The following is a 25763-nucleotide window of genomic DNA, read 5'->3' as shown; positions in this document are numbered from 1 at the left end:
TCTGCGGGACGCTCTTCGATAAGATCGAGCGGCGTCTTCGCTTAAACGTTCCTACGCTGGCATTACCCAGATCAGGTATAAGGGTCAGTATCTGCTTGGGATACACTCTCAGCCGGCCATTCTTCCGGCTCCCCCCGGGGGATATGAAATTTTCGGGTTGCTTCCGTGTCATTATAGTCCTTAACAAGAAGACTGTCCAGCCGGACGCTCCCTTGGGCGGGCAGGTTCACTTTCGTCTATTCGGGTACTTACTATTATGCACGGCTTCGCCGAACCGACAGGCAGGCGTATGCCGCACTCAAATTCTCAACATACAGGAGGCTTATTCGCATATGGACCAACAACAGCTGGAACAGAAAATTACGGAAACGCTGGAACGCAACCGTTTCGGATCTTTCGCCACGGTCGAAAGCGGCCATCCGAAAGTCCGCTATATGACGGTATTTAATGAAGGAATGACGATCTATCTCGTGACGAGCTCGCAAACGCACAAGGTGGAAGAGCTCGAGCAGAACCCGAACGTGGCGCTGCTGCTCGGCTTCGAGCAGGGCGGCACGCAGGACGAAGTCCAGATTCAAGGGACTGCCGAGATTACCCGCGACGAAGAGCTGCGCAAAAAGCTGTGGAACGATACGTTCGAGCAGTGGCTGGAAGGACCGGACGATCCGAATTACGTCGTGCTGAAGATTACGCCTACGCGCGCCGAGTATGCCAAGAGCAAACATGAAGTGGAAGTATGGGAAGGCTGACCCCCGTTTAAGTCCGACTTCCGAATGTTTCGAATTTTAACAGCAAGCCCCGCCGGGACGAACGTGCCGGACGGGGCTTTTTTTGTCGAATAAAATAATTGTGTAAAATTTAATAAAATAATGAATAATGCCTCATAAATAAGTCGGAATTACCCGATTCAATAAAGGAGAAACTGGGTAATAGGGGGAGATCATCAAGCTTGGTTGCTAGGTTAAAAGGACTATGACTTATTTATCGATATTATCATTTACTCTGAGCTTGAGGAGGTTCCTCCGGATGAATCATATATGCAGCAGCTGTCAGTCGGTAAGGCCGATCGAAGATTGGGGAACCGTGTACCTGCGGCCGGTCGGCAGAATGCTCGGTCGGCTGGTCGAAGAACGGGGCTGGGTGGTCGGCAGGGAAGGCTGCGAGAGCGAATCGCTCTATATTTCCTACGCAAGCAGGGAACAATTTTTGGAGATGGCGGAATGGTTGAACAGTTTGCCTGTCGAATGGACCGAGCCCCTTCAGGTCAAGGTCTGCGGAGAAAAAGACTCGCCGGCCCTGCTGCCCTGGCTTCCGTTTGCGCAGCTTGCCGTACGTTTTCAAAATATGCACATGGTCGATATTATTACGCAGGAGCGCTTCACAAGCTTCATGCAGCCGATCGTCGACGGACGCGAACAGATCGTCGCCTATGAATTTCTGCTTCGTGCCGCGCCCGGCGAAGAGCCGTTCAACCCGTTCGAACTGTTCGACGTGGCACGGAGAACCGGCATGCACTCGTTCCTGGACCGGGCCGCGCGCATTTCCGCCATTCGCCGGAGCGCGGAAGTGCTGCCGAAAGGCATCAAGCGGTTTATCAATTTTCTGCCGTCTTCCATTTATAATCCCGATTACTGCCTGAATCATACGTTCGCCGCCATCCAGCGCTACGAACTCGATCCCCAAGACTTCGTATTCGAAGTGGTGGAGACCGAGCGGATCGGCGATATGCCGCATTTGCAGCGCATTTTTAACGTTTACCGTTCGCGCGGCGTATCGGTCGCTCTGGACGATGTCGGTTCCGGTTACGCGACGACCGAAGTGCTCAGCCAGCTGAAGCCGGATTTCGTCAAGATCGACCGCGGCCTGATCGACCGGTGCGACGAATCGTCCGAGAAGCAGCGGCGTATCGCCGAAATCGTTGCGCTGTCGCAGGAATTCGGCGGCGCCGTACTGGCGGAAGGCATCGAACGCCGCGAAGAATACGAGTTCTGCCGAAATCTCGGCATTTCGCTTGCGCAGGGGTATCTGTTCGGCCGGCCGGCCGCCGAGCTGAGCGCTTCGGAAGACCGTCTGACCGGGCAGGCGTAATGTTCGAAGCCGCCGACAGGGAGCGGCGGGGAGCTGTTCTGCGCATGCCTGCCCCGCTGCCGGGACGGATCGAACGGGAATAGACCGAAGAATGGAACGGGTTCCGCGCCCGGCCCGTTCTTTTTTGCGTAAATTTCACATCCGAAAGCCTTCATGGTAAATTAAATAAGATGTGTGCGGACTTTTTGGTTCGGGCAGATCTTATAAATACATAGAAGAAAGCGGGAGAGAGATGGAAGAAACCTGGCTGTGGCTAAAGTATTTGATTCTGGGCATCGTGCAGGGCGTTACCGAACCGATTCCCGTCTCGTCGAGCGGGCACGTCATTATCGCCCAGCGTCTGCTCGGTACCGAACAGACGGGACTGACTTTCGAAATTCTGACCAACACGGCTTCGCTCATCGCGATTATGTTCATTTTCCGGCATGACATCTGGAGATTGATCTCCAACACATGGAACTATCTGCGCACCCGGCGGGCGGAATACAAGTCCGACTTCATGTTCGCGGTCTACGTCGTGGTCGGCACGATTCCGACGGTCATTATCGGGCTGCTGCTCAAAGACTGGATCGAAGCGGTATTCTCGTCGATCAAGACGGTCGGCGTCGCGCTGTTCGTGACCGGCATCGCGCTCTGGCTGATCCGCAACCTGCGCGGACGCAAGCAGGACGGAGACCTGACGATGAAGGATGCGCTGTTCGTCGGCTTCGCTCAAGCGGTCGCGCTGATTCCCGGCATCAGCCGTTCGGGCGCGACGATCGTCGCTTCGATGGGCACGGGCATGAAGCAGGATACGGCTCTTCGTTATTCGTTCATGCTGTATATCCCCGCCAGTCTCGGCGCGATCGTGCTGAGCCTTTCCGATATTAAGGAAGCTTCGGGAGGATCGGGAATGACGCTGGCTTACACGCTGGCCTTTATCGCCACGCTGATCACGACCTACTTCTCGATGAAGTGGCTGATGGGCATCATGGCGAAAGGGAACTTGAAGTATTTCGCGTATTACTGCTTCGTGGCGGGCGTGTTGTTGGTGATTTTCTTGTAAACATAAAAAGGCGGGTCTCTCTAATGGAGAGGCTCGCTTTTTTATGTTCGCTTACGACGAAGTCGGCAGCGTATCGTATCAATACGATGCCAACGGCAATATTCGGTCTGTAACGGGCAGCGACGGCAAAGTGCTGAAGCGTACGTTCGATGCGCTGGATCGCGTCGAAGCGTATACGGACGGCGACGGCAACACCATCGGCTACACGTATGACGCAGCCGGACAACTGACGACGCTGACGTATCCGGACGGCAAAAAGGTCCAGTACACGTACAACGCGATCGGCAGTCTGTCTACGGTGACGGATTGGAAAGGCCGCGTCACCAGCTACGATTACGACGCCAACGGCCGTCTGATCTCCACCAATCGTCCAAACGGAACGCGAGAAACCCGCTTGTACGACGCGGCCGGACAGTTGACGAGCGTAACGGACATGAATCCGGACGGCAGCGTACGGACTGAAACGACGTATGCGTACGATGCCGCAGGCAACCTGATCCAAGAAAACAGCGGCGAGTTCGAAAGTGTGCTGGATGATGTAACGTACACCGAGAACGGACCGGGTCTGTCGCCGAATCCGGGAGACTTGACGATCTCGGGCAATATGAGCGGAGCGGCAGCGGAGAATAACACGGTGCAAAACGAAGTGTACGGTGCTCCTGCCGAGGCTGATATGCCTTCGCTGACGGCTGCCAATGATCCAACCGTCACCCAAGATGTCTACGGACTGTACGGCGATCTGCAGATGACCTACACAGCAGATAACCGCCTGGCGACCGTCAACGGCGAAGCCGTGACGTATGATGCGGAAGGCAACATGATCAGCGGACCGCTGGACGGCAGCACGCAGGCTTATCAGTACGACGCCCGCAACCGCCTGATCCAAGCCGGCGGCGTGAGCTATTGGTACGACAACGAAAACAACCGCAACTCCATCACCGTGAACGGCGTGACGACGAAACAAATCATCAACCCACACGCCGTACTGTCCCAAGTGCTGATGGAAACCGACGCTGCAGGAACACCGCAAGCATGGTACGTCTATGGCTTGGGCCTGATCGGACGCGAAGACGCGGCAGGACAGTACCAAACGTATCACTATGATCTACGCGGAAGCACGACTGCCCTGACCGACGAGCAGGGGCAAGTGACCGATACGTACAGCTATGACACGTACGGCGAGCAGCTGAGCCACGAAGGTGCAACGAACCAGCCGTTCCAGTACAATGGACGCGACGGCGTACAGACGGATGCGAACGGTCTGTACCAGATGAGAGCCCGCTACTACAACCCGGAGATCAAGCGGTTTGTAAATCGGGACGTACTGAGCGGAAGTATTGGCAGCGGATTGACGATGAACCGGTACGCATATGTCAACGGCAATCCGGTGTCGTATATCGATCCATTCGGCCTGAGTGCGGTGGCGCAACATGGTGGCAGACGGGATTGAGCTTCGCAGCGGATTCCCTGCCGTTTGTCGGGACGTTCAAATGGATCCAAGAAGTGTTCACCGGTGTGGACATGATTACCGGACAGCAAATGTCGGTGACGGATCGCGTGGCGACCGGAGTGGGAACGGTTGCGAGCGTGATTCCGTTCGGGAAGCATGTCGGGAAGTACGTGGCGAAGGAAGGCATTGAAGGCGGGGCTTGGCTGGCGAGGAAGCTGGGTAAAGAAAGCGATTCGCTCACTTCGCGATTGGCGAAAGGCTGCAACTGCTTTACCGCCGGAACCCAAGTGAAGACGGATCAGGGCGACAAGAATATCGAGGATATTCAGGTCGGCGACAAGGTCCTTTCCCAAGACGACGTTACGGGAGAAGAAGGCTACAAGACCGTCACTGCGACGTTCAACCATATGGCCGACGAGATCTATACGATCCATGTTGGCGATCAGGAGATCGAGTCGACGTATAACCATCCGTTCTGGGTCGAAGGAAAAGGATGGACGTATGTCAAAGATCTCAAGGTCGGCGATTGGCTGGAGCAAGCGGACGGAACGAAGCTGAAGATCGAGCAGATTGAACGAGAGCAGCGTCAGGCCCGTGTGTATAACATGACGGTAGACGAGTTCCATACGCATTTCGTAAGTGATTTGAGTATTTGGGTGCATAATACGAATGATAAAGCTTGCGCCCTAGGGGCAATTAAAAATAATAAAAAAGTTGATTTTAGGACCGGTGTGGGCTATGATGCAGGCGATAATCCTGTGCGTATAGAGGGCCCATGGTCAATCAATGATTTGAAACAAGCGCTTTTGGGGCACCCACCGCGAGGCATTGGTAGTCCAAACATACACCATGGTGGACAAATGCCAGGGGCTGCAAAACACGAAATCGTACCGTCCGAACATTTGAATAATCCTGCAATTCATCCAAACAAGTACAACCAAGGGGTTACTCCCGAAATGAGAGCTTTAGATCGCGAATTGCATTGGTGGTATCGGGCAAGAGAACAAGGAGCGGATATTATATTGCCAGGTTGGATTTATAATAAATGAGTATAGAAAGGAGTAGAGTGGTGAGGTACGATGAATTTTTAGAAATTGTTGCACAATTAAAGCAATCCAATCCTATATGGTTTGAACTTGATTCTGATCCACCTGCAACGAAAAACGATATTAAAACAGCAGAACGTCAATTGAACATTATTTTTCCTGAAGAATATAAAATGTTTATTCAAACTTTTGGTGGGGGTTATTTTGCTTTTACAGTGATTTATTCTGTTTCAGTTAAAGAAGAGTGGAGCTTAGTCAATCAAAATAAATTACTTGATTTGTTGGACAAGCAGCAATTTCTTGCTATATCAGATAATCAAGCAGGCGATTACTATGGTTACAAAATAGAAAAAGGAGTTTCTAAGAATACTATATATGTATACGATCATGAAGATCAAAAAATCAGAAAAACAAAGTATCAAAATCTTTATGAATACCTGGTAGAAGTCGGATTAAAACAATGATCTAAAGTCTTATGCGCCTTGATTGACTTCATGTCATTCAAGGCTTTTTTGCTCCGGGAATTTCCGACTTAGTCTGAATCGAATAAAAGATCCTGTGATCAATGGACAACTAATAAACGCACGTGATAAGGAGTTGATCGTTGTGAATGAAAGCTCGGAAGAATATATGTTAGGGTTCTTTCCGTCACTGCAACAAGCCTATAAAAAAATCAATTTCGGATTACGGCCAGGTACTAGAAACTGTAGTGCTTGAAGCCCTTTTTATTCCTCAATTGATTGAGTTGCTAAACGAAAATGCAAACGTCAATCTATTAGAACGTATCTTTGAATATGTTGAGGAAGTATTCGATAACGACGATATTCATTTAAGAAATCTTTTATCAATTACTCTTTTAGAAAGATTGGGTAATCACAAAGCTGTTTTAGAGACTGCAAAAAATACATGGGAACCCAAACAGCTCGACTTCACATTGAAGCGGATCGATCATTGGGGAGAATATAAGGGAAATAGCTTGTTAAGCATCATATACAATAAGTACGTGAATTATATCAAAAAGAAATGTTGGCAGATATTTTATGATCACTTAGTATAATTCGAAGTTTTGCAAGTGCAGAAGCATCTAAAGAAAAAATAAGACCACAAGATCCCGAATAAAGGAGGTTAGTTGCAATAATGAAAATTTTAAAGGAGAACAGATAAAACAATTCATTTCTGATGAAGAGGTAAGCCGGTCATACAGTAAAAATACGAATGACGCTGAGTTGAACAAGCTTTTTTTGTTTTATTGTTCCCTTAGAAAAAAATTATAGGATAGGGAGATGCAGCATGGATATTTTCATTTATATCGGTAATGGATTAACAGCGCCAAAAGATGAAATCGAAGATGCGCTGGATGACATGCTGCAGGATCGGGGAGAAGTGACGGGCGGAGGGGGAGGAAATACCGGGTTCAATATCGATATCGAAACTTTTGACGACGATTCTAGCCTGATCGAAGAGGTCAAAGCCGTTTTGAAAGGCTTCCGCGTGCCTATAGATGCAAGTATTGTTATCGACGGTCAAAGATTCGCGGTTTATGACCAAGAGCAGTGAATTGAATAGAAAATCAATCAAAGTCAGAAGCAGATCGGAGGAATAAGGGAATCCAGATGCATGAAAACTTAAATCAGATCATTGACCAAGTCAGAACAGAATTGCTAAAATCGCCGGAGCATATCGTAATCGGAAAAATAAAGGATGCCGCTGAATTAGACGAAAGCGCGAAAATAATAGCAAGCGACTACCGAAAAGTGCTGAACTTATTCGATGGGGCACGCTGTGGCGCGATCGACCTATGGTCGTATGCCGATCTCCGGCAGTATCAGTTTCGCGTTTCCGACGTGGAGGGCGGGCCGAACGCTTGGATCGAAATCGGACAAGTACTCTACGAGCCGCTGCTGCTTGACCGCGCCAAAGGTTCGGTTTATCTGCTGAATACCGATCGAGAGCAGTTACGTCTTTTGGCGGACAACCTGCAATCCTTTTTAAAAAACGACGTTTTCGGTCCGGGTTATGCGAAGCTTTTTCCTGATTGTGAGCATGACGATTGGTATCTTTTTTTGCGTAAAATGGGTCTTGTATATCTTGAAGGCTAACGTTCTAACTATTGTTCAATGGGGCTGTTGGAATTGTGATCATCAATCAAGGTAGCATCGACCATGTAATAAACGTAATTAATAGAAAGGGACAGGTATACTATATCGATACACAAATGGGTAGAATCGTTGAACTTAATCCAAGTTTGAAACTAGAATTGGGGATAAAATAATCATGAGTGGTTATATTCAAACAATTTCTTTTGAACAAGCAGAAAAGATTGCGGAAAGAGCAGCTTTTGAACAATTACAACCGTTTATGAATAACTCAAGGGTTAATGTACTTGATGAGAATTTTTTTGAAGCAGAGTGTTGTTGGTTCTTCTTCAGAAATAGACAAATTGAAGGTCCACCTGAACAGAATCTCAGGTGGGGGAAGAGCTTATGCAATAAGTAAAAGAGGAGAATTGCGACTAATAGTTGACTTTTTGAATGAACCAGATAAGTTGCAAGAATATCTTTTAACCATGTCTAATTATTTTAAAGAGAGAGAGCTATAATTTTAAAGGCATTGATAAGCATTATGCTTTTCAATGCCTTTTTATTTGACGGATTGTAAAATGAAGTGCAACACCTCGAACTGAATACAAAAAGGGCTCATGGCCGGATTCGTGTAGAATAAAGTCACCACAACCTCTCTACAAGGAGAATCCACCATGAGCTACACTCACTTTAGCATAATCGAACGCAGCGAACTAGAACTCTTGCTCAGCCAAGGAGTCGGGATTCGGGCGATTGGTCGAGCACTTGGAAGATCGGCAGGAGCCGTCAGTCCGAGAGCTTAAACGCAATGGGACGACTCAAACCTACAAAGCTCAGGAAGCTCAAGATGCCTATGCTTCCCGAAGAGAAAGGTCGAAACCACGTGGAAAGTGGAACCCGAAGCTGGCCAGCGAGATCGAGGCCGACTTTGAAAAGACCTACTCGCCCGAGCAAATCCAGCACAGTCGAAAGCGCAAAGGACTTCTAGCCGTGGCCTTTAAAACGCTGTACAACTGGCTTTACGCGGGCCGTCTGAGCCGAGGGAATCTGCAGGTCCTTCGGCACAAAGGCAAGCGCCAGAAACCGCCGGAGAAGCGTGGTACCATAGGGAAGTCGATCCGACAGCGCCTCAAAGCCATTCGTGACCGGGACACGTTCGGTCACTGGGAGCTCGGCACTGTCGTTTCTAGCCGGGGAAAAAGCAAAGCGTGCGTGACCACATTTGTGGAGCGAAAAACGCGCTTCTACCAAGCGATTAAAATGCCGAACCGAACTGCCTTGTCGATGGAAATCGCGTTTGGTGTGCTGGCTGCTCAGTATCCCAAGTCGGCTATTCAAACCGCGACCGTCGACCGGGGCAAAGAGCTTGCATGCCATGAAGCGTTGGAGCAGCTGCACGGCGTAGACGTCTATTTCGCCGATCCGTATTCCTCCTGGCAGCGTGGTTCCAACGAGAACGCAAACGGTTTGCTTTGAGCGTTTTTCCCTAAAGGCCACGATTTTGCACAGGTGACCGATGCCGAACTTGAACAAGCGCTCGCCTTGATTAACAACCGGCCTCGTAAATGTTTAGGTTGGAAGTCTACCCATGAAACGTTTCAGGACGAAGTGTTGCACTTGGATTGACAATTCGTCAATTTAAAAGATATTTAAGGAGGTAATATGGGTGTTTAAAATAGCAATGATTCTACTTGGATTATTATCCTATACGTCGGGATTTTTAAGTTATGTTTATTACCTACAATTAGTTTTTGATCAATCTCTGAAGTCAGATCTTGGATTTGTAATATTAATCACTCTTTTTGGTTTTCTCGGTATTGCATGTCCCATATATGTTGGGATAGTTTACTTTGTAGACAAAAAATTTAAAAAATTCAAACTATTACTTTATCCATTAGCTTGCGTAGCGATTTTCTTTATACCCACTCTTTTAGCACTCCTCCTCTGGGGTGGAATTAGCCCATTTTCGCCAGAAGCACAAAATTTTTACTTCTTCTATTTATCATCGGGTATAGTTTTTGGAGTAGGATATAGGATTATTCAAAAAATGAAATTAGGTAGCTTCTATAAATCTTCGAACGTTAAGGACTTTCAAAAATAAGCAAAAAATGTAGTTAGCTGAATGCTTCAATTTCAGCCAGCTACATTTTTTATTTTCCGCGATATTAAGAATTTTAAACTCAAATAACAAAGTTTGAGCTTGCTGATAAAGGCCAGCAGCGTCAGATCCGAGACGACCTACGTTTACGATGCCGCAGGCAACGTGATTCTGGAAAACGTCAACGGACTGTACGTCGACCTGCAAATGACGTACACGGCAGCACGCAGGCTTACCAGTACGACGCCCGCAACCGCCTGATCCAGGCAGGCGGCGTGAGCTGCGGCTACGACAACGAAAAGAACCGCAACTCCATCACGGTAAACGGCGTAACGACCAAGCAGATTATCAACCCGCACGCCGTGCTGTCTCAGGTTCTGATGGAAACCGACACAGCCGGAACGCCGCAAGCGTGGTACGTCTACGGCCTGGGCCTGATTGGGCGCGAAGACGCGGCAGGACAGTACCAAACGTATCACTATGATCTACGCGGAAGCACGACGGCTCTGACGAACGAGCAGGGCCAAGTGACCGATACGTACAGCTACGATACGTACGGCGAGCAGTTGAGCCACGAAGGTGAAAGTAGACAGCCGTTCAAGGTACAATGGACTCACCGGTCAGCAGCTGTGAGTGACGGATCGTGCTGCGACTGGACGGGAACAGCGGCAAGACTTTGCGTTGAACGATTCGGATATGGAAGTGAAATATGGATCGCATTCCTGTTGCCGATAATAAAAGATACTTACGCCTTGCTAACCCTGACATTCGCGAATCGGCCGAATACGGGGCTGAAGAGGTTTTAGAAGCGCAGATGCAGCATGGCACGGGAGAAGTATGGGGCGGAAGAGTGGGAAGTGCCGAAGTTTATCAAGAATATAAGAAGGTAAGCGCAACTAATCTATTTGAATATCTTCAATGCCAGCGATCAATTCACTACACATAAAGAGGGCTGTATAAACTATCTCAATGTCGATAAAAAACAGCCGAATTCCATCAACAGGAACATATACAGATTTGTATGAACGATTGTCAAACTATATATCGATATTTGATAAGAATTGGATAAATGAAATAAAAGCAGCCCCAAAAGAGGATATAGATACATTAAAACAATTAACTCAAATGAATAAGTACCCTTATCGATACCCGAAAGAGTACGAAATTTATCTTAGTTACATGGGAGAAGATGATCAGGGATTGCTAAACACCCAAATTCCCGGATATGCTTCGGTTTCTGAAATTATTGAATCGTATGAGGGAATACATGAGGAACAGCCGGAGACTTTAAGTGATAAGTATGTACATTTCTTTCAAAAGGAATTATTTGAGGATCAATTATCGTTCGACTTTACCCAAACAGATCACCCGCAAATTGTTATGACTGACGAAGACAGTCGGTTTGTAAGTTTTTTTATGGAGAGAATTATCGAAAAGAGCTTGTAGTCGGATACCCTTGTACTCTGAATACCGGAAAAAGGATCATCGCCACCACAAGGTCATTTCAATCCTGTAATCCCTGTATCATTCCGGTTTGCCCAAACAAGGACGGTGGAAAATGAGCATCGGTTTTATTGCATGGATGATCGTCATCAACACGATATTTTGGTTAGTCTGCTGCCTGGGGACGGCCCATTTGGTTCGATTCCTGCCCAAGTCCTGGTACGAGAAAAACGATTGGTTTTTCGCGGAGCGGCCGTTCGAACGGGAATTGTATAAAAGAATCCGGCTTGAGCGGTGGAAAGATAAGCTGCCCGAAGGCGGAGGGTTATGGAAATTCCAAAAGAAAAATCTCAATCGGGAACTTACGTTGGAGTATGCGGATAAATTCATTTCGGAAACGAAATACGGGGAAGTCGGGCATCTGGGTATGGCGATTCTGGGCTTTGCCTGCATCTGGATCAATCCTGGCGAGTATGCGCTTGTGTTCTTGATCTGCGCGATCGTGAACGTGATGGTGCAGATCCCGTTTTGTTTGATTCAGAGATATAACAGACCGCGGCTGCTTCGTTTGAGATCGCGCTTGGCACGCAAGGGCGAGAGCAGGGCTTAATCCAAAAAATGTTCCGGCAAATAAAAAAGCCCGACATCCCCAAAAAGGAGTCAGGCTTTTTTCGTACAAAGCTTAAGACAACCGCGAACTGTAATCCTCGAACTTGAACTCGCGGATCACTTTGATACCTTCCTCGTCGCTGTACGAAGCGATCGAAGGGAGGTTCACGCCGTTGAACATATGGTTCTTGACCATCGTGTAATGGGCCATGTCGCCGAAGACGAGCTTGTCGCCGACTTCGAGCGGACGGTCGAACGAGTAGTCGCCGATCACGTCGCCGGCTAAGCAGGTCATGCCGCCCAGACGGTACGTGATCGCTTTTTCGCCCGGCATGCCGGCGCCCGCGATGTTCGGACGGTAAGGCATCGCCAGCACGTCCGGCATATGGCATTCCGCCGACGTGTCGAGGATCGCGATGTCCATACCGTTTTTCATCGTATCGAGTACGGTTGCGACCAGGTAGCCCGTGTTCAGCGCGATCGCTTCGCCCGGCTCCAGGTAGACCTGTACGTCGTATTTGTCGCGCGCGAACTCGATGCAGCGGATCAGGCGCTCGACGTCGTAGTCCGGACGGGTGATGTGATGGCCGCCGCCGAAGTTCAGCCATTTCATGTTCTTGATCACATGGCCGAATTTCTCGTCGACGACTTTGAGCGTGTTCTCCAGCGTATCGGAGTTCTGCTCGCACATGGTATGGAAATGCAGACCGTCGATGCCTTCCAGATCGCTTTCGTCGAAGTTCTCCAGCGTGATGCCCATGCGGGAGTACGGCGAGCACGGATCGTACAGAGGCACTTCAAGCTCCGAATATTCCGGGTTGATGCGCAGGCCCACTTCGATCTTGCGGCCCGGGTAGTTCAGCACTTTGTCCTTGAACTTGCGCCACTGGGCGAACGAGTTGAACACGATGTGGTCGGTGTAGCTCAGCAGCTCGTCGAACTCGCGATCGACGTAAGCCGGCGCGTACACATGCACTTCTTTGCCCATTTTCTCGTAACCGAGACGCGCTTCGAACAGGGAGCTCGACGTCACGCCCGCCAGATACTTGCCGACCAGGGGATACTCCGCGAACATGGAGAATCCTTTCTGGGCGAGCAGGATCTTGGCGCCGGTACGCTCCTGCACGGAGCCCAGCAGTTCGAGGTTCTTGGTCAGCAGACGCTCGTCCACGACGTAGCAGGGAGACGGGACGGCGCTGAAATCGATGTCTGTCATGATGTTCTCCTACGCCCCTTTTAGTCCAGCAGCGTCGGCGAGAAATCCTCTACCCACGGCAGGCCTTGTTTGTTCAGTTCTTCCATGAACGGGTCCGGATCGAACTCTTCCACGTTGTAGACGCCCGGCTTTTTCCAGAGGCCTTTGAGGACCATCATGGCGCCGATCATCGCCGGCACGCCGGTTGTGTAAGAGATCGCCTGGGAACCCACTTCGCGGTAGCATTCTTCGTGATCGCATACGTTGTAGACGTAGTACGTTTTCGGCTCTCCGTTTTTGGTGCCTTGGAAAATGCAGCCGATGTTCGTTTTGCCTTTCGTGCGCGGTCCGAGCGATGCCGGGTCCGGCAGAACGGCTTTCAGGAACTGAAGCGGCGCGATTTTCTGACCTTCGAATTCGATCGGCTCGATGGAAGTCATGCCGACGTTTTCGAGTACCTTCAGGTGGTTCAGGTAGTTTTGCGAGAAGGTCATCCAGAAGCGGATTTTCTTCAGGCCGGGCATGTTCTGGGCCAAGGACTCCAGCTCTTCATGATAGAGGAGGTAGATGTCTTTCGGTCCGATCTGCGGCAGATCGTAGACTTTCTTCTCGGACAGAGGTTCGGTCTCGACCCACTCGCCGTTCTCCCAGTAGCGGCCTTTCGCCGTGATCTCGCGGATATTGATCTCCGGGTTGAAGTTGGTCGCGAACGGATAACCGTGATCGCCTGCGTTGGCATCCACGATATCGATCTGGTGGATCTCGTCGAAGTAGTGCTTCAGCGCGTAGGCGCTGAATACGCCGGTTACGCCCGGATCGAAGCCGCTGCCGAGAACCGCCGTAAGGCCGGCTTTCTCAAACTTCTCGCGGTAAGCCCACTGCCATTTATATTCGAATTTCGGATTGTCGAGCGGCTCGTAGTTGGCCGTGTCGAGGTAATGAACGCCCGTTTCGAGGCACGCGTCCATGATCGTCAGGTCCTGATAAGGGAGCGCCACGTTGATTACGATATCCGGCCCGAAACTTTTGATCAGCTCCACGACTTCTTCCGTACGGTCGGCGTCGACCTGCGCGACCGAAATCTTCGTGCGTCCTCCGTCCAACTTGGTCTTCAAAGCTTCACACTTCGACAGCGTGCGACTCGCGATACAAATTTCCTCAAATACGTCAGGATTCTGGACACACTTATGCACGACAACGCTAGCTACGCCGCCGGCACCGATAATCAATGCTTTTCCCAAAATCAAGTCCCCCCTTAGTCCGTTTGAAAAGATAGGTTTTACATAGCGAAAATGAACTGCGGTTAAAAAATCAACAAGAAGGATTATACAAACTATTCCGCAAAAACACAAGAAAAACGCGAAAAAAACGGCGGTTTTCGGAATCGGGCCGGGATTTTGACATAGTTTTAACAGAAATCCTCCGTAATTCGTCGTATTCCTCCGTTTTGTCCGCTCAGCAGGCCATTTGGGACCCCAATCGGGTCGCAGCGGGTCCGCATGGGCCGTGGGGCGTTTCTCTCTGTTTATTAACCGGACGGGCGCGCGGGAAATCCGGGGAAACGGAGCACAAAAAAGCGCCCTATTCGTCTTCAGGACGGCGGGCGCTGCTGGCGGTACTGTCTGGGCGGCAGACCCGTATGCTTTTTGAACGCTTTGGAAAACGAAAACAGGTCCGGATAGCCGACCGAATGCGCGATTTCCGACAGCGAGTAATTCGTCTGCTCGAGCAGCATCCGGGCTTCGTCGAGTTTGAGGCGCTGCATGTGGCGGACCGGCGTATGCCCGTAGCGTTCATGGAACTTTTTGCTGAAATAGGTGCGTCCCACGCCCGCGTGCCGCGCCACGTCCTCGACCGTGATCCCTTCCGCGTAATGGATCTCCATGTACTCGAGTCCGCGCTGCAGCCAGGAGATGCCGTCCGGCTCGCCGCTTTCCGGCAGCGCAGCCCGCTCCAAAGAGGCGAAGATTCGGTAGAACTCGGCCAATCGGTCCAAGTCGGAGAGGTCCGGGCCTTCGGCTGCCGCTCGGTTCAAAAAAGAACGCATGCCCGCCGCCGCTTCTTCGGCGCGTGCCGAAGCCACATGCGGGCGAGCGGGCGTAAGACCGATGCGGCGAAGCAGCTCCAGCGACATTCGGCCGTCGAACGCGAGGAAGATTTTGCGCAGCGGCTCGTCCGGGTCGGTCCAATACTCGTGCATGACCTGCGGGAACAGACAGTACATGCCACCGGCCGCCAGCGGATAGGTCCGCCCGTTCTGCGCGAACGTGCCGCGCCCTTCCAATACCAGCAGCAGATAGTAGTAAGCGGTCGTGCGCGGACCTATTCTGTAGCCGGGCTTGGCCAGGTTCGATCCGATCCGGATCGGCCAGGCGGGCCCGGACTTCTCGTATTCGGACGGCGTAAAAAAGTGAACCCGCAAATATTCATGGTGGTCTTCCTTCATATCATCCGTGTCGATCGGCATGACGGAAACTCCTCTCCTGAATGGCTATGTACGCAAAATGACAAAAAACCTCGGCGGCGAAATGACATTTACTATTCCGTAAGCCCTTGGTATCATTCTAACAAAAGTAATCCAACTTGTTTAGTCGGTATATAATATTTCAAAATTTAAATGCCAAATTCCAAATAAAAAGTTGAGCATAAACGGAGAGGACGGGATCGGGGATGGCGAACGAAGAACGGGAAGCGCGCGAAATCGAGTTCGGTTGGTTTCTGCCCACGGCGGGCGATGGCAAATACGTAGGCGTGGAGCCGGAGCGTCCGGCGACGCTGGATTATTTGACGGAAGTGGCGCAGGCGGCGGAAAATGCGGGCTTCGAGTTCGTGCTGATTCCGACCGGCGGTCCGTGTCTGGACGCCTGGGTCGTCGGCTCGGCGGTCATGAGCTGGACGAAGACGCTGCGGCCGCTCGTGGCGGTGCGTCCCGGACTGACCGCTCCGGTGCTGTCGGCGCGCATGGGCGCGGCACTGGACCAATTGTCCGGCGGACGGGCGATGATCAACGTCGTGACCGGCAGCTCCGTGCAGGATCTCGAGGAACTGGGCGACCCGCTGGCCCGCTCGCACGACGAGCGCTACGAACGGGCGGACGAATATCTGGAAGTGATGAAGCGGACCTGGGCGAACGGCGACAAGCCGCAGGCTTCGGAGTTTGCCGCGGCGGCTGATAACGGCCGGAACCCGCATAACGGAGGCGAAAGTGCCACGGCTTTGTCCGAGCCTTTCCGAGGCAAGCATTATTCGTTCGAACGGACTTCGAGTTCGCCGCGGACGGTGCAGAAGCCGCATCCTCCGTTTTACCTGGGCGGCAGCTCGGAAGCGGCGAAGAAAGTCGCCGTCCGTCACGCGGACACGTTCCTGATGTGGGGCGAACCGCATGCCTGGATCGAGGAGCAGATCGCGGAGATTGAGAGCCTGCGCCGGGCATACGAGGAAGAAACGGGCCGGCCGCGGGAGCTGCGCTACGGCATGCGCGCGCAGGTGCTGGTCCGCGATACGGAAGAAGAAGCATGGGCGGCGGCGCGCGAGATTATCAGCCAAGTCTCGCCGGAAGCGATCGAGCGCGCGGAGAAGGAATTCGCCGCGACCGACGCGACCAATCAGCGGCGCCAGAACGAGCTGCGCGAGCAGTCGAAGGCGGAGCAGTTCGTGGTCGGCCCGAACCTGTGGACGGGGCTGTCGGTCGTGCGCTCCGGCGGCGCGATCCTGATCGTCGGCACCGCAGACCAGGTGTCGCAGCGCTTGATCGAATACGCCGAACTCGGCGTGTCGACGTTCATTCTGTCCGGCTATCCTCATCTTGAGGAGGCCGAAATCTTCGGCCGCGAAGCGCTGCCGCTGTTCCGGGAGAAATGGGCGCACATGCAGAAGGATGCCGGGCGATGACGGGAACGGGAAAGCCCGTGAAAAAGCTTCGCTATAGCGCGGCATCGGCCGCGTCGGAAGCGGCAGGCCAGACAATCCCGCGCGTTGAAAAAGCGGCCTTTAACTGAAGGCTGCTTTTGGCGTATGCGGGCGCGCTCGACTTCGTGCTCGTCGGCTTCGTATAATAGAAGAAAACGCGCGGGGCGGGCAACGAGGCCCGTTTCTCGTTCGATTCCGGAGAGGGGCCTGAGGTTTGCTTATTCGCATTATCGTTTCTTTGCTCGTGTATCACGGGTTTCTTTTCTATATCGGTTGGAATTTGTGGAAGGGGATCAAAGCGTTCCGTCCGGCTATCCGGCGCCGCTGGCTGATCGTGCTGTCGGCGGGACTGCTGATTGCGGCTTGGTCGATGTTCTTCCGGTTCGCGTTCAGCGAATATGCTTGGTCGCATTGGGCGGCGGCGGTTTGGCTCATTTTCGCGTATGCGATGGTGTCCGTGCTGCCGATCACGAATCTGGCCGTAATTCTGCTCAGATTGTTCACGCGTATCGACCGCCGCAGACTGACTCGCTCGGTGACGGTATGCGCGTCCGTGTGCGTGCTGCTGCTGAGCGCTTTCGGCGTGTATAACGCGTACAGCCCGGTCGTTCGCGCTTACGACGTGAAGATCGGCAAACCGGCGCTGGACGGCCGTCCGTCGCTGAAGATCGTCATGGCGGCGGATATGCATTTCGGCGCCCTGTCCGGACCGGAACATGCGAAGCGGCTGGTGCGGATGATCAACGAACAGCAGCCGGATCTGGTGCTGTTCCCCGGCGACCTGGTGGACGACGATATCGTGCAGTACGTGAAGCAGGGCATTCCGGAGATCCTGCGCGGCATCGAGGCTCCGGTCTATGCGACGCTCGGCAACCATGACCGGATCGAGGCGGGAGATACGGAGCTGATCCGCACGCTGGAAGACAGCGGGATGGATCTGCTGTACGACGACGTCGTCAGCGAAGGGCTTCCGGTCACGCTGGTCGGGCGCAAAGACCGGACCGACCCGAATCGGATGTCCGTCGCCGATCTGGCCTCGGAAGCGGACGCGGCGTCGCCGCTGATCCTGCTGGATCACCAGCCGTACGATCTGGACCTGGCGGCGCGGGCGGGGATCGACCTCGAAGTATCGGGACACACGCATCGCGGCCAGATTTTCCCGGCGAACTTTATCACGAACCGGATCTATGAAAACGATTGGGGCTATCTGAAAAAGGACGGCATGCACTCGGTCGTGACGTCGGGTTACGGATTCTGGGGACTGCCGATGCGGACGAATTCGCGGTCGGAGATTACGGTGATCAACGTGACGTTCGATTAAGCAGCGTCTGAACGGCTGGAAGAGGCAAGCCGGTTTTAAAAGGCTCCGTTCCGATGTTTTCCGATTCCAAGGAATCGTCCTATCGTTAACGGACCGTTTCGGCTCAATCTGACGGCCTAAAGAACTTTTGTATCGTTATTATTCCGTTTTTGCTGTGGAAAACGGTCGTTTGTCCAAAATAGAAGGAGGACGATTCGTTAGAATTCGAAAGTGCCGAAAAAGGCAGAAATAGCGTATTTAAGGTTCGTTACCGCATGTGTGAGCGGATACCGCGTGCACGATGCCGAGCGGCGGAGACGTCAGCCGCCGCTCGGCAAAAGCGGGCTGCCGCAGGACGCACGCGAAAGAAGCCCGGTCTCCCAAGGAGACCGGGCTTCTTTTTAGGTGAATCCGTATAATTTTCGGCTCGGCTTGTCCGCGGGCTGCCGCTTCGAGTCCAAGCGGCTGGTTCGTTGGATTACTTCTTCAGCGACTCGTAAGCGTCCGCGATCTTCGCGTTCTCGCCGCTGTCTTCGGTGAAGCCGGTCGCTTCGGCGATCGCAGCTTCCAGACCTTTTTCCTGAATGGAGGCCTGCAGCTCGACGGACTGCTTGTCTTCCGGGTTGTTATAATGCAGGGCGGCGGCAATACCGGTCAGCAGGTTGTCGATCGGCAGGCCGAGGTCCAGCGCCATGCGCGCCGGGCCGCTCAGGCGGTCTTTCGGTCCGAGCTTGCGCAGCGGCTCGCGGCCGACGCGGCTGACGTCGTCGTTGAGATACGGGTTGCGGAAGCGCTTCTCGATCTTGTCGATGTACTTGGCATGCTCGTCCGCGTCGAAGCCGTGTTCCTTGACCAGGGCCGCGCCGCTTTCTTCCATGGCGTCGCGCACGATCTTGCGGACGGACTCGTCTTCGATCGCTTTGTCGACGGTCGGCAGATCTTTGAGATAGCCCAGATAAGCGGTGATCGCATGGCCCGTGTTCAGGGTGAACAGCTTGCGCTGCACGTAAGCGACCAACGTATCGGTCAGCTTCATGCCTTCGATCTGCGGGACCTCGCCTTTGAAAGCCGGCTCTTCGACGATCCATTCGAAGAACGATTCCACGCCCACGTCGAGCATGCCTTCGCCTTTGAACGGAGGCACGATGCGGTCGACGGAGCAGTTCGGGAAGCCGACGTGCTCGTCCGCGTAGGCTTTCGCTTCGTCGGACAGATGCGTGTAGACCTGTTCTTTCAGATGGGAGCTGGCGCCGACCATGTTCTCGCAGGCGATGATGTTCAGGAAGCCGGCACCGGATTTGGCGCGTTCTTCGAGACCCGCGGCGATGTTGACGGCGATAAACTTAAGTACGTTAGGGCCGACGGCCGTCGTGATGATTTCGGCTTCGGCGATGTGCTTCGACATTTCGGGGCTGTTCGAGAGGCAGCCGGACACGCCGGCGACCGGGATCTCGCGTTTGTCCAGGTCAAGGATATGGATGGTATAGCCGTGCTTTTCGTTCAGTTCGTTGATCATGGCTTCGTTGACGTCGGCAAATACGAGCTCGTAGCCCGCTTCGACGAGCAGCGCTCCGATGAAACCGCGGCCGATGTTGCCGGCTCCGAATTGAATGGCTTTTTTAGACATGTTGTGTTACCTCCATCGCTTGGAATAGGGGCTCGATATTTCCATTGTCGCTCCAAGTGAAATATTCGAGCTTAGCAGCCGAAAGTGTTGCTTTCTTAAAAGATCAAACCGTTTCCGGGAATGGGAAACGGCAGAATCGCAAAGATCGTGAAACCAAGGATAAACATAAGCTCGTAAGTACAAGCCTTGCAAAGCCGAGGACAGCAAAGGAAAAAGTCAAAGCCCAAGCCGGCAGAGGGGGATCCCTGCCGGCTTAAGCTTTTTCGAACGCCTTAACGGTTACTCGGGCTGCACGCTCAAGGTGTTATAGATATCGTTGACGTCTTTCGTGTTGGCCAGGCGCTGAACCGTCGATTCGTCCTCGATCGCTTCGGCGATTTTCGTCAGAATCTTCAGATGCTCGCCGCGGGCGCCGGCGATGCCGATAACCAGGTAAGCCGTGCCGGCTTCGAATTCGACGCCGTTCGGATACTGCAGCACGACGATGCCGGAGTTATCGATTTCGTTCTTGGCCGTGCCTACGCCGTGAGGAATCGCGACGCCGTTGCCGATATAAGTCGAAGCCACGCCTTCGCGTTCGATCATGGCGTCCACGTAACCCGGTTTTACATAGCCGGAGGCGGAGAGCAGGCGTCCCGCTTCGCGGATCGCTTCTTCCTTGCTGACGCTCGGCAGGCCGAGACGGATGTTTTCTTTGCGCAGGATGTCGGAGTGAACGACGCCCGCACCCGCTCCCGGAGCGGCTTTGTCCAGGGCGTTGTCGATATCCCACTGCGCGTCGGCCGTCGCGGTCGTGTTGCGTTCCGCAGGGGAATCGCCGGATTGGGAAGCTTTCAATTCTTCGATCAGGTCTTCGTAGACCGGATTGTTGATGAAGTTGTCGATCGAAACGTGATGCGCGTTGGGAGCTTTCGCTCTGGCGCGATCGGTAAGGTTCTGCTGCGTGACGACGATGTCGGCATCCGAAGGGATGTTTTCGATCGCGGTGTTCGTGACGTTGATCGGCAGACCCGCCGCTTTGACCTTTTTACGGAAGGACGAAGCGCCCATCGCGCTCGAGCCCATGCCCGCGTCGCAGGCGAAGACGATTTTTTCCACTTTGCCGTTAACGCGTACGGTTGTGCCGGCTGCCGAAGAAGCGGCTGCGCCCGGCTTGCTGCCTTTCATCGCCTGCGAAGCTTCGCGTGCTCTGGCCAGCTCTTCGTCATCCGCTTTGTAGTTGCGGAGGAAGAATGCGGATACGAGGAACGATACGACAGCGGCTACGACTACGCCCGCGAGAACCGCCAGGTGTCCGCCTTTAGGCGAAACGAGCATCAAAGCGATGATACTGCCCGGAGATGCCGCACCCGACAAGCCGGCTCCGGTAGCAACGAAAGTGAACACGCCGGCCATACCGCCCAGGATGACGGACAGGATCAGAACCGGTCTCATCAGCACGTATGGGAAGTAAATTTCGTGAATACCGCCCAGGAAGTGAATGACGATCGCGCCTGGAGCCGAACTCTTGATGGAGCCTTTGGCAAATACCCAGTATGCGAGCAGGACGCCCAGACCCGGACCAGGGTTCGATTCGATCAGGTAGAAGATCGATTTTCCGATATCGGCCACCTGATCGCTGCCCAGCGGAGTGAAGATCCCGTGGTTGATGGCATTGTTCAGGAACAGAATTTTGGCCGGCTCAACAAATATCGAGACCAGCGGGAGAAGTCCCCAGTTGACGATGGTTTGAACGCCCGATTCCAGAATGCTGGTAAAGGCATCGAACAGCGGGCCTACGCCGTAATAACCGCCGATGGCAAGCGCGCCGCCGATAATGCCGGCGGAGAAGTTGTTGACAAGCATTTCGAAACCGGCCGGAATTTTGCCTTCGATGGCACGGTCGAACTGCTTGATGACCCAACCGGCCAGAGGGCCCATTGCCATGGCGCCCAAGAACATCGGAGTATCGGGAGCTCCGACAATTACGCCCATGACTGCAATGGCGCCGAGCACGCCGCCGCGATGATCCGCGACCATTTTACCGCCGCTGTAAGCGATTAACAGAGGCAGGAGATAGGTAATCATCGGACCGACGAGCGATCCCAAGTCTTCGTTAGGCCACCAGCCCGTCGGAATAAAGAGGGCCGTGATCAGACCCCACGCGATAAACGCGCCGATGTTCGGCATGACCATCGCGCTCAGGAAACGTCCGAATTTCTGAACGCCCTGTCTTGCGCCGCCCGATTTTGCAGGCGTCGATACGCTGCTCATAATTGTTCAACCTCCAATGTGTATTGTTCTATTTTTCTTGCATAAAGCTCTCTCATCATGTCCGCGATTTCGCCGCGCAGCTTATCGGGCTCGGAAGCGGACAGCCGCGAGGCGAATCCGGGGCGGTCGATCAGCGATTTGCTGATCTCGCCGGCCGCCTGGAGGTAGGACTTGCCGCTGGCCTTGGGAGCCAGCAGCAGCAGCGCCGCCTTGAGGCAGAGCGGCTTGTCTTCCGACTCGGCGGCGATGCCGTCCGGGAAGCGGAAGATGCCGAGCGTGAGCCGCTCCACGACTTCGGACCGGCAGTGCAGCAGGATCAATCCGTCCTGGGACAGCACCGTCTCGCCCAGCCGTTCGCGTTCATGCAGCTCCCTTTCGAGCACGGCGGCATCTTCCGGATTTCGCGTAAACCGTTTCGAGATGGCGGCGATCAGTTCGCCGACGTCCCGGGCCTCGATATCGTCCGCGATATCGACATGCTTGACGAGATCCAGAATCCCCTCGAGCGTCTGACGGTGATCTTCGAGCGTGCCGACAAGGTCGGTATGCAGATTTTGCCGCTGCTTTTTCCTTACGAAATGCCGCTGTTCTTCGCTTACGAAACGCCGGATTTGTTCGACGTCCTGGAAGGAGAGCAGTACCGACACCCGCACGACGGGAATCTCGGTCTCGACGTCGACCGTGGAGACGATGAAGTCCGCCTCGCGGTTCTCGGCCGCCTCCGAGGCGGAAGCGATGCCGATCAGATTGAAGGAAGGGAACTCTTTGCGTACGCGGGCCATCAGGAGTCCCGAGGTGCCCATGCCGCTCGCGCAGGCGATCAGCACTTTCGGGGAAGGCCGTTCCGCCCGCGCATATTCGCTCATCGCGCCGATGTGCATCGCGATGTACCCGATCTCGGAGTCCGGGACGTCGCGGTCGACGTACTCGGCGAGAATCTTCGAGCATTTGGCGGCAATATCGAATACGTCCGCGTACTGTTCGCGGATTTGCCGAAGCAGCGGATTGCGAATGTCGAGCCCCAGCCGCAGCCGTTCGACGGCGGGGCCGAGATGATGCACGAATCCCGCGAACAGCTTGCTGCTTCCTTTGAGTTCGTAACCGAACTCCGCTTCCGCGGCTTTCAGCATATTGCGCGCCAGCCGCACAAGTTCGAAGCTGACGTGGTCGTAATAATTGTCGTGCTCGCCGTCCAGCCGCGTCTCCGCGCCTTTCAGGTGCATCGTGATGTAGCCGACCTCGTCTTCGGGAATTTCGATTCCCAGCATTTCTTCCAGCCTGCCGGCAAGCCGCTCGGCTTTGCCGAATTCATCGAGCTTCTTCAGATCGCTCAGCACGCGTCCGTCGATCGAGATGCGCTGTCCGGAGCGGATACGCTGGATCGCGAGCGCGAGATGCACTCCGAGCCCGACGTAAGCGCTGTCCGTCAGCTTCAGGTCAAGGCTGTGTTCCAGCTCTTCGACCATCTGCTGAAGCTGCTGCGAGGCACCTTCGTCGATCAGATTAAGCAGACGGCTGCGGATGTGCGAACGCACCCTTGCCGGATCGGAAGCGGAGTCGCCGGGAGAACCGTTCAGCAGCCCCGCCATCTGGTCTTCGGCGACGCTTTCGTAGACCAGATGGATCAGGGCGGAGCGGATCGCGTTCTCGCCGCCTTCGACGTAGACGCCGTATCCCGGCTTGCGGACCAGGCGCAGACCGAACGGTTCCAACCATTGTTCCGCCCGGTCGAGGTCGGCGCTCAGCGTGCTTTCGGTAACTTTGAACTGTGAAGCGAAACTGTACGACTTGACGGGTTCGGCCGCGAGCAGCAGCTCGCTGATCAGGAAGTAATGTCTCTCGTCCTTGCTGTAATCTTTGGCCGAACCCGCCGCGCGCAGTTCTTCTATGAGAGCGTCCAGCTGCGCCTTGGCGGCTTCCAGTTTGACTCCGGCACCCGGTTTGCGGATCAGCCGGGCTCCTCTTGCCGAGAGCCAGTGTTCCACGCCGGGAAGTTCGCGCTTGACCGTTCTTTCGCTGACGTCCAATTCATCCGACAGATCCCGTACCGTAACGAACTCTCCCCTTGAAGCGAGAAGATGCTTCAGGATCGGCAGCAGTCGCCCGGTCGGTTTGTCCACACGGATTCCTCCTTCTCAAACCCCTCTTTTTGAAAACGGTATCATTTCCCCCGGAAAGGGGATGAGACGAACTGCCGCGGTACGATTCGCAGCATGCAAGACCTCGTCTTCTTCTCAAATTTTAAGCACCCCGTCTCGGAATAGCAAAGGAAAGATGCCGGATTTTGTCCCGAATCAACCAGTGACAAAGCCGAAGAACGGCGGACCTTTCCTTTAATATGCAAAAGTTTTTCAATCACTTATTACTCTAAACAGTCAAACATCAATCATTTTTCATGCAAGATCAAGTATGAATTTTCAATGTTTTTCACCCTACTCAATAAATTAAAATTTGTATTCCGTGGATAAGGATGGAATTCGGTGAAGAGGCCAAGAGTGGGGACGGAATACTTTTGTTTTTCAGGCTTCTCGAATCGGTGGAATGCAAGGATTGAACGGCATGAGAGTGCATGATTCCGCTTGCTCTGCCGCTTGTGCGCGGGGTAAACTGGACGTATACGGACGCGAAGCACGCGCCGCCCTCGATACGGAAGTATCGGAGGCGGCTTTTTGCGTTCTTTTTCAACTTGGAAAAAGGAGAGAAGGACATGCGGACGAATTTTGAGGAAACGTATGCGCAGTGGCTGGCCGCGCAAATCGAGGCGGAGGACGGCGTCCGCCGTCTGGAACTGCTGAAGCGGGGGCTCGGACACGGAACGATCGAATTTTTGCGGCGGGTCTGGTATCCGGCGGTAGGCAATTTGGACGATCTGCATGCGGAATGGGAAGTGCGCGATTACCACGGAGGTTATCGGTATATCGATCTGGCCTACCGTCCCGGCGGAGCGAAAGGCGCGATCGAGATTCAAGGTTACGGCTCGCACGCGCGCGACCTGGATACTCGGCGTTTCAAAGATCTGTGCTGGCGGCACGGCCTGCTCGGACTCGACGGTTGGACGCTGCTGCCTGTCGCTTACTTGTCAATCTGCGAGGAACGCGAGCGCTGTCAGCAGTTGGTGCTTGCTTTTGTCGGCCGATTCCTGTCGTTTGATCTGATGGCGGACGGACTCGGCTGGTTGGAGGAGGAGACTTTGAGGTATGCGCGTCGTCGGCTTGTGCCGTTCGGCGCCGGAGAGCTGGCCTCGCATCTGCGGGTAACGGATCGGCATGCGCGCGCGATTTTGCAAAAGCTCGCTGCGCGCAAGCTGATTACGGCCGTGAACGACAAGCAGCGGTACCGGACGTACCGGTTGGCGGCGGCGAGTCAGGTATTCGGCGGCACGGACGGGGGGCAAGGCTCGAAAAAGGACTAACCCGCATTCGAAAAGCGGCAAAGCCGAGACGGCGAAGGAGAAAAGAAAGGCGTAGAGCGCTCGAAATCGGGAGTCGGGCCGGCCGGGCGAATTCTAACGGAACGAGGCGACGCTTAGCGGGCATTTTGAGCGATGGGGAGATTCTAACGGAATCAGGAGACGCTTAGAGCGGAAATCAGCTGATTTTTGGCGGAAAAAGAGGCTCGG

At 53.6% G+C, this 25763-nt stretch carries 24 protein-coding genes, 1 pseudogene and 1 riboswitch; of the genes and pseudogenes, 19 read left to right on the top strand and 6 right to left on the bottom strand.

The window, feature by feature from the left end; all coding sequences use genetic code 11:
* Window positions 1–31: 31 nt before the first annotated feature.
* A riboswitch (TPP riboswitch) is annotated at window positions 32–145 on the bottom strand.
* A 187-nt stretch (window positions 146–332) separates the two neighbouring features.
* The 16 genes and pseudogenes from GYN08_RS21810 (at window position 333) to GYN08_RS21730 (ending at window position 11861) form a co-directional block, all read left to right on the top strand.
* A complete protein-coding gene (locus GYN08_RS21810; RefSeq protein ID WP_166279279.1) occupies window positions 333–749 on the top strand; it encodes a pyridoxamine 5'-phosphate oxidase family protein in 417 nt (138 codons plus the stop codon).
* 277 nt (window positions 750–1026) lie between these two features.
* Entirely contained in the window at window positions 1027–2088 is a 1062-nt protein-coding gene (locus tag GYN08_RS21805) for an EAL domain-containing protein (RefSeq protein WP_166279276.1), read from the top strand.
* A gap of 232 nt (window positions 2089–2320) precedes the next feature.
* Window positions 2321–3133: an undecaprenyl-diphosphate phosphatase gene (locus GYN08_RS21800; RefSeq protein WP_166279273.1), complete on the top strand. Its 813-nt coding sequence runs from the start codon at window positions 2321–2323 to the stop codon at window positions 3131–3133.
* Between the two features lie 43 nt (window positions 3134–3176).
* The gene (locus GYN08_RS21795; RefSeq protein ID WP_166279270.1) at window positions 3177–4583 is read left to right on the top strand and encodes an RHS repeat-associated core domain-containing protein; all 1407 of its coding nucleotides are present in this window, start codon (window positions 3177–3179) and stop codon (window positions 4581–4583) included.
* Window positions 4580–5632 carry a polymorphic toxin-type HINT domain-containing protein gene (locus tag GYN08_RS23520; RefSeq protein ID WP_235946438.1) on the top strand — a complete coding sequence of 351 codons (1053 nt, stop codon included), beginning with the start codon at window positions 4580–4582 and terminating at the stop codon, window positions 5630–5632. The genes GYN08_RS21795 and GYN08_RS23520 overlap by 4 nt, the downstream gene beginning before the upstream one ends.
* Window positions 5633–5652: 20 nt before the next feature.
* Window positions 5653–6093, top strand: a complete 441-nt coding sequence (locus GYN08_RS21780) for an SMI1/KNR4 family protein (protein ID WP_166279267.1) — start codon at window positions 5653–5655, stop codon at window positions 6091–6093.
* 245 nt (window positions 6094–6338) lie between these two features.
* Complete coding sequence (locus GYN08_RS24170) at window positions 6339–6686, top strand: DUF7674 family protein (protein ID WP_456238896.1); 348 nt, start codon at window positions 6339–6341, stop codon at window positions 6684–6686.
* Window positions 6687–6919: 233 nt separating this feature from the next.
* Window positions 6920–7186 (top strand): hypothetical protein, encoded by a 267-nt coding sequence (locus GYN08_RS21770; protein WP_166279264.1) that lies wholly within the window; start codon window positions 6920–6922, stop codon window positions 7184–7186.
* Window positions 7187–7242: 56 nt separating this feature from the next.
* Window positions 7243–7728, top strand: coding sequence for a hypothetical protein (locus GYN08_RS21765; RefSeq protein ID WP_166279261.1), 486 nt, complete (start codon window positions 7243–7245; stop codon window positions 7726–7728).
* Between the two features lie 175 nt (window positions 7729–7903).
* Entirely contained in the window at window positions 7904–8125 is a 222-nt protein-coding gene (locus tag GYN08_RS21760) for a hypothetical protein (protein WP_166279258.1), read from the top strand.
* A 259-nt stretch (window positions 8126–8384) separates the two neighbouring features.
* A pseudogene (locus GYN08_RS21755) lies at window positions 8385–9336 on the top strand (IS30 family transposase).
* A gap of 40 nt (window positions 9337–9376) precedes the next feature.
* The gene (locus GYN08_RS21750) at window positions 9377–9811 is read left to right on the top strand and encodes a hypothetical protein (protein WP_166279255.1); all 435 of its coding nucleotides are present in this window, start codon (window positions 9377–9379) and stop codon (window positions 9809–9811) included.
* A 93-nt stretch (window positions 9812–9904) separates the two neighbouring features.
* Complete coding sequence (locus GYN08_RS21745; RefSeq protein WP_166279252.1) at window positions 9905–10069, top strand: hypothetical protein; 165 nt, start codon at window positions 9905–9907, stop codon at window positions 10067–10069.
* A 448-nt stretch (window positions 10070–10517) separates the two neighbouring features.
* The gene (locus GYN08_RS21740; protein ID WP_166279249.1) at window positions 10518–10754 is read left to right on the top strand and encodes a hypothetical protein; all 237 of its coding nucleotides are present in this window, start codon (window positions 10518–10520) and stop codon (window positions 10752–10754) included.
* A 71-nt stretch (window positions 10755–10825) separates the two neighbouring features.
* A complete protein-coding gene (locus GYN08_RS21735; protein ID WP_235946436.1) occupies window positions 10826–11254 on the top strand; it encodes a hypothetical protein in 429 nt (142 codons plus the stop codon).
* 112 nt (window positions 11255–11366) lie between these two features.
* Window positions 11367–11861, top strand: a complete 495-nt coding sequence (locus tag GYN08_RS21730) for a glycosyl-4,4'-diaponeurosporenoate acyltransferase CrtO family protein (protein ID WP_166279246.1) — start codon at window positions 11367–11369, stop codon at window positions 11859–11861.
* A 72-nt stretch (window positions 11862–11933) separates the two neighbouring features.
* Here the strand turns inward: GYN08_RS21730 and nspC are convergent, their stop codons facing one another.
* The 3 genes from nspC to GYN08_RS21715 form a co-directional block, all read right to left on the bottom strand.
* Window positions 11934–13076: a carboxynorspermidine decarboxylase gene (nspC, locus tag GYN08_RS21725; RefSeq protein ID WP_166279243.1), complete on the bottom strand. Its 1143-nt coding sequence runs from the start codon at window positions 13074–13076 to the stop codon at window positions 11934–11936.
* Between the two features lie 20 nt (window positions 13077–13096).
* The gene (locus GYN08_RS21720) at window positions 13097–14296 is read right to left on the bottom strand and encodes a saccharopine dehydrogenase family protein (protein WP_166279240.1); all 1200 of its coding nucleotides are present in this window, start codon (window positions 14294–14296) and stop codon (window positions 13097–13099) included.
* A 350-nt stretch (window positions 14297–14646) separates the two neighbouring features.
* The gene (locus GYN08_RS21715) at window positions 14647–15522 is read right to left on the bottom strand and encodes an AraC family transcriptional regulator (protein WP_166279237.1); all 876 of its coding nucleotides are present in this window, start codon (window positions 15520–15522) and stop codon (window positions 14647–14649) included.
* A gap of 203 nt (window positions 15523–15725) precedes the next feature.
* Here GYN08_RS21715 and GYN08_RS21710 point away from each other — a divergent pair, with 203 nt between their 5' ends.
* Together GYN08_RS21710 and GYN08_RS21705 are read left to right on the top strand one after the other, a co-directional pair.
* Entirely contained in the window at window positions 15726–16946 is a 1221-nt protein-coding gene (locus GYN08_RS21710) for an LLM class flavin-dependent oxidoreductase (RefSeq protein ID WP_166279234.1), read from the top strand.
* Between the two features lie 232 nt (window positions 16947–17178).
* On the top strand, window positions 17179–18285 hold the full coding sequence (locus GYN08_RS21705; RefSeq protein WP_166279231.1) for a metallophosphoesterase: 1107 nt from the start codon (window positions 17179–17181) through the stop codon (window positions 18283–18285).
* A gap of 457 nt (window positions 18286–18742) precedes the next feature.
* On the opposite strand, the gene GYN08_RS21700 is transcribed toward GYN08_RS21705, so the two are convergent.
* The 3 genes from GYN08_RS21700 to GYN08_RS21690 all read right to left on the bottom strand — a co-directional run bounded on the left by GYN08_RS21700 (window position 18743) and on the right by GYN08_RS21690 (window position 24264).
* On the bottom strand, window positions 18743–19891 hold the full coding sequence (locus GYN08_RS21700; RefSeq protein WP_166279228.1) for a mannitol-1-phosphate 5-dehydrogenase: 1149 nt from the start codon (window positions 19889–19891) through the stop codon (window positions 18743–18745).
* A gap of 279 nt (window positions 19892–20170) precedes the next feature.
* Window positions 20171–22144, bottom strand: coding sequence for a PTS mannitol transporter subunit IICBA (locus GYN08_RS21695; protein ID WP_166279225.1), 1974 nt, complete (start codon window positions 22142–22144; stop codon window positions 20171–20173).
* Complete coding sequence (locus tag GYN08_RS21690) at window positions 22141–24264, bottom strand: PRD domain-containing protein (protein WP_166279222.1); 2124 nt, start codon at window positions 24262–24264, stop codon at window positions 22141–22143. The genes GYN08_RS21695 and GYN08_RS21690 overlap by 4 nt, the downstream gene beginning before the upstream one ends.
* A 587-nt stretch (window positions 24265–24851) precedes the next feature.
* On the opposite strand from GYN08_RS21690, the gene GYN08_RS21685 reads away from it, so the two are divergent.
* Window positions 24852–25556 carry a transcriptional regulator gene (locus tag GYN08_RS21685; RefSeq protein WP_166279219.1) on the top strand — a complete coding sequence of 235 codons (705 nt, stop codon included), beginning with the start codon at window positions 24852–24854 and terminating at the stop codon, window positions 25554–25556.
* Window positions 25557–25763: the final 207 nt, after the last annotated feature.

Origin of the sequence: Saccharibacillus alkalitolerans (assembly GCF_011090185.1) — a bacterium.
Lineage (GTDB): Bacteria > Bacillota > Bacilli > Paenibacillales > Paenibacillaceae > Saccharibacillus > Saccharibacillus alkalitolerans.
This window is presented reverse-complemented; position numbering and strand designations above follow the sequence as displayed.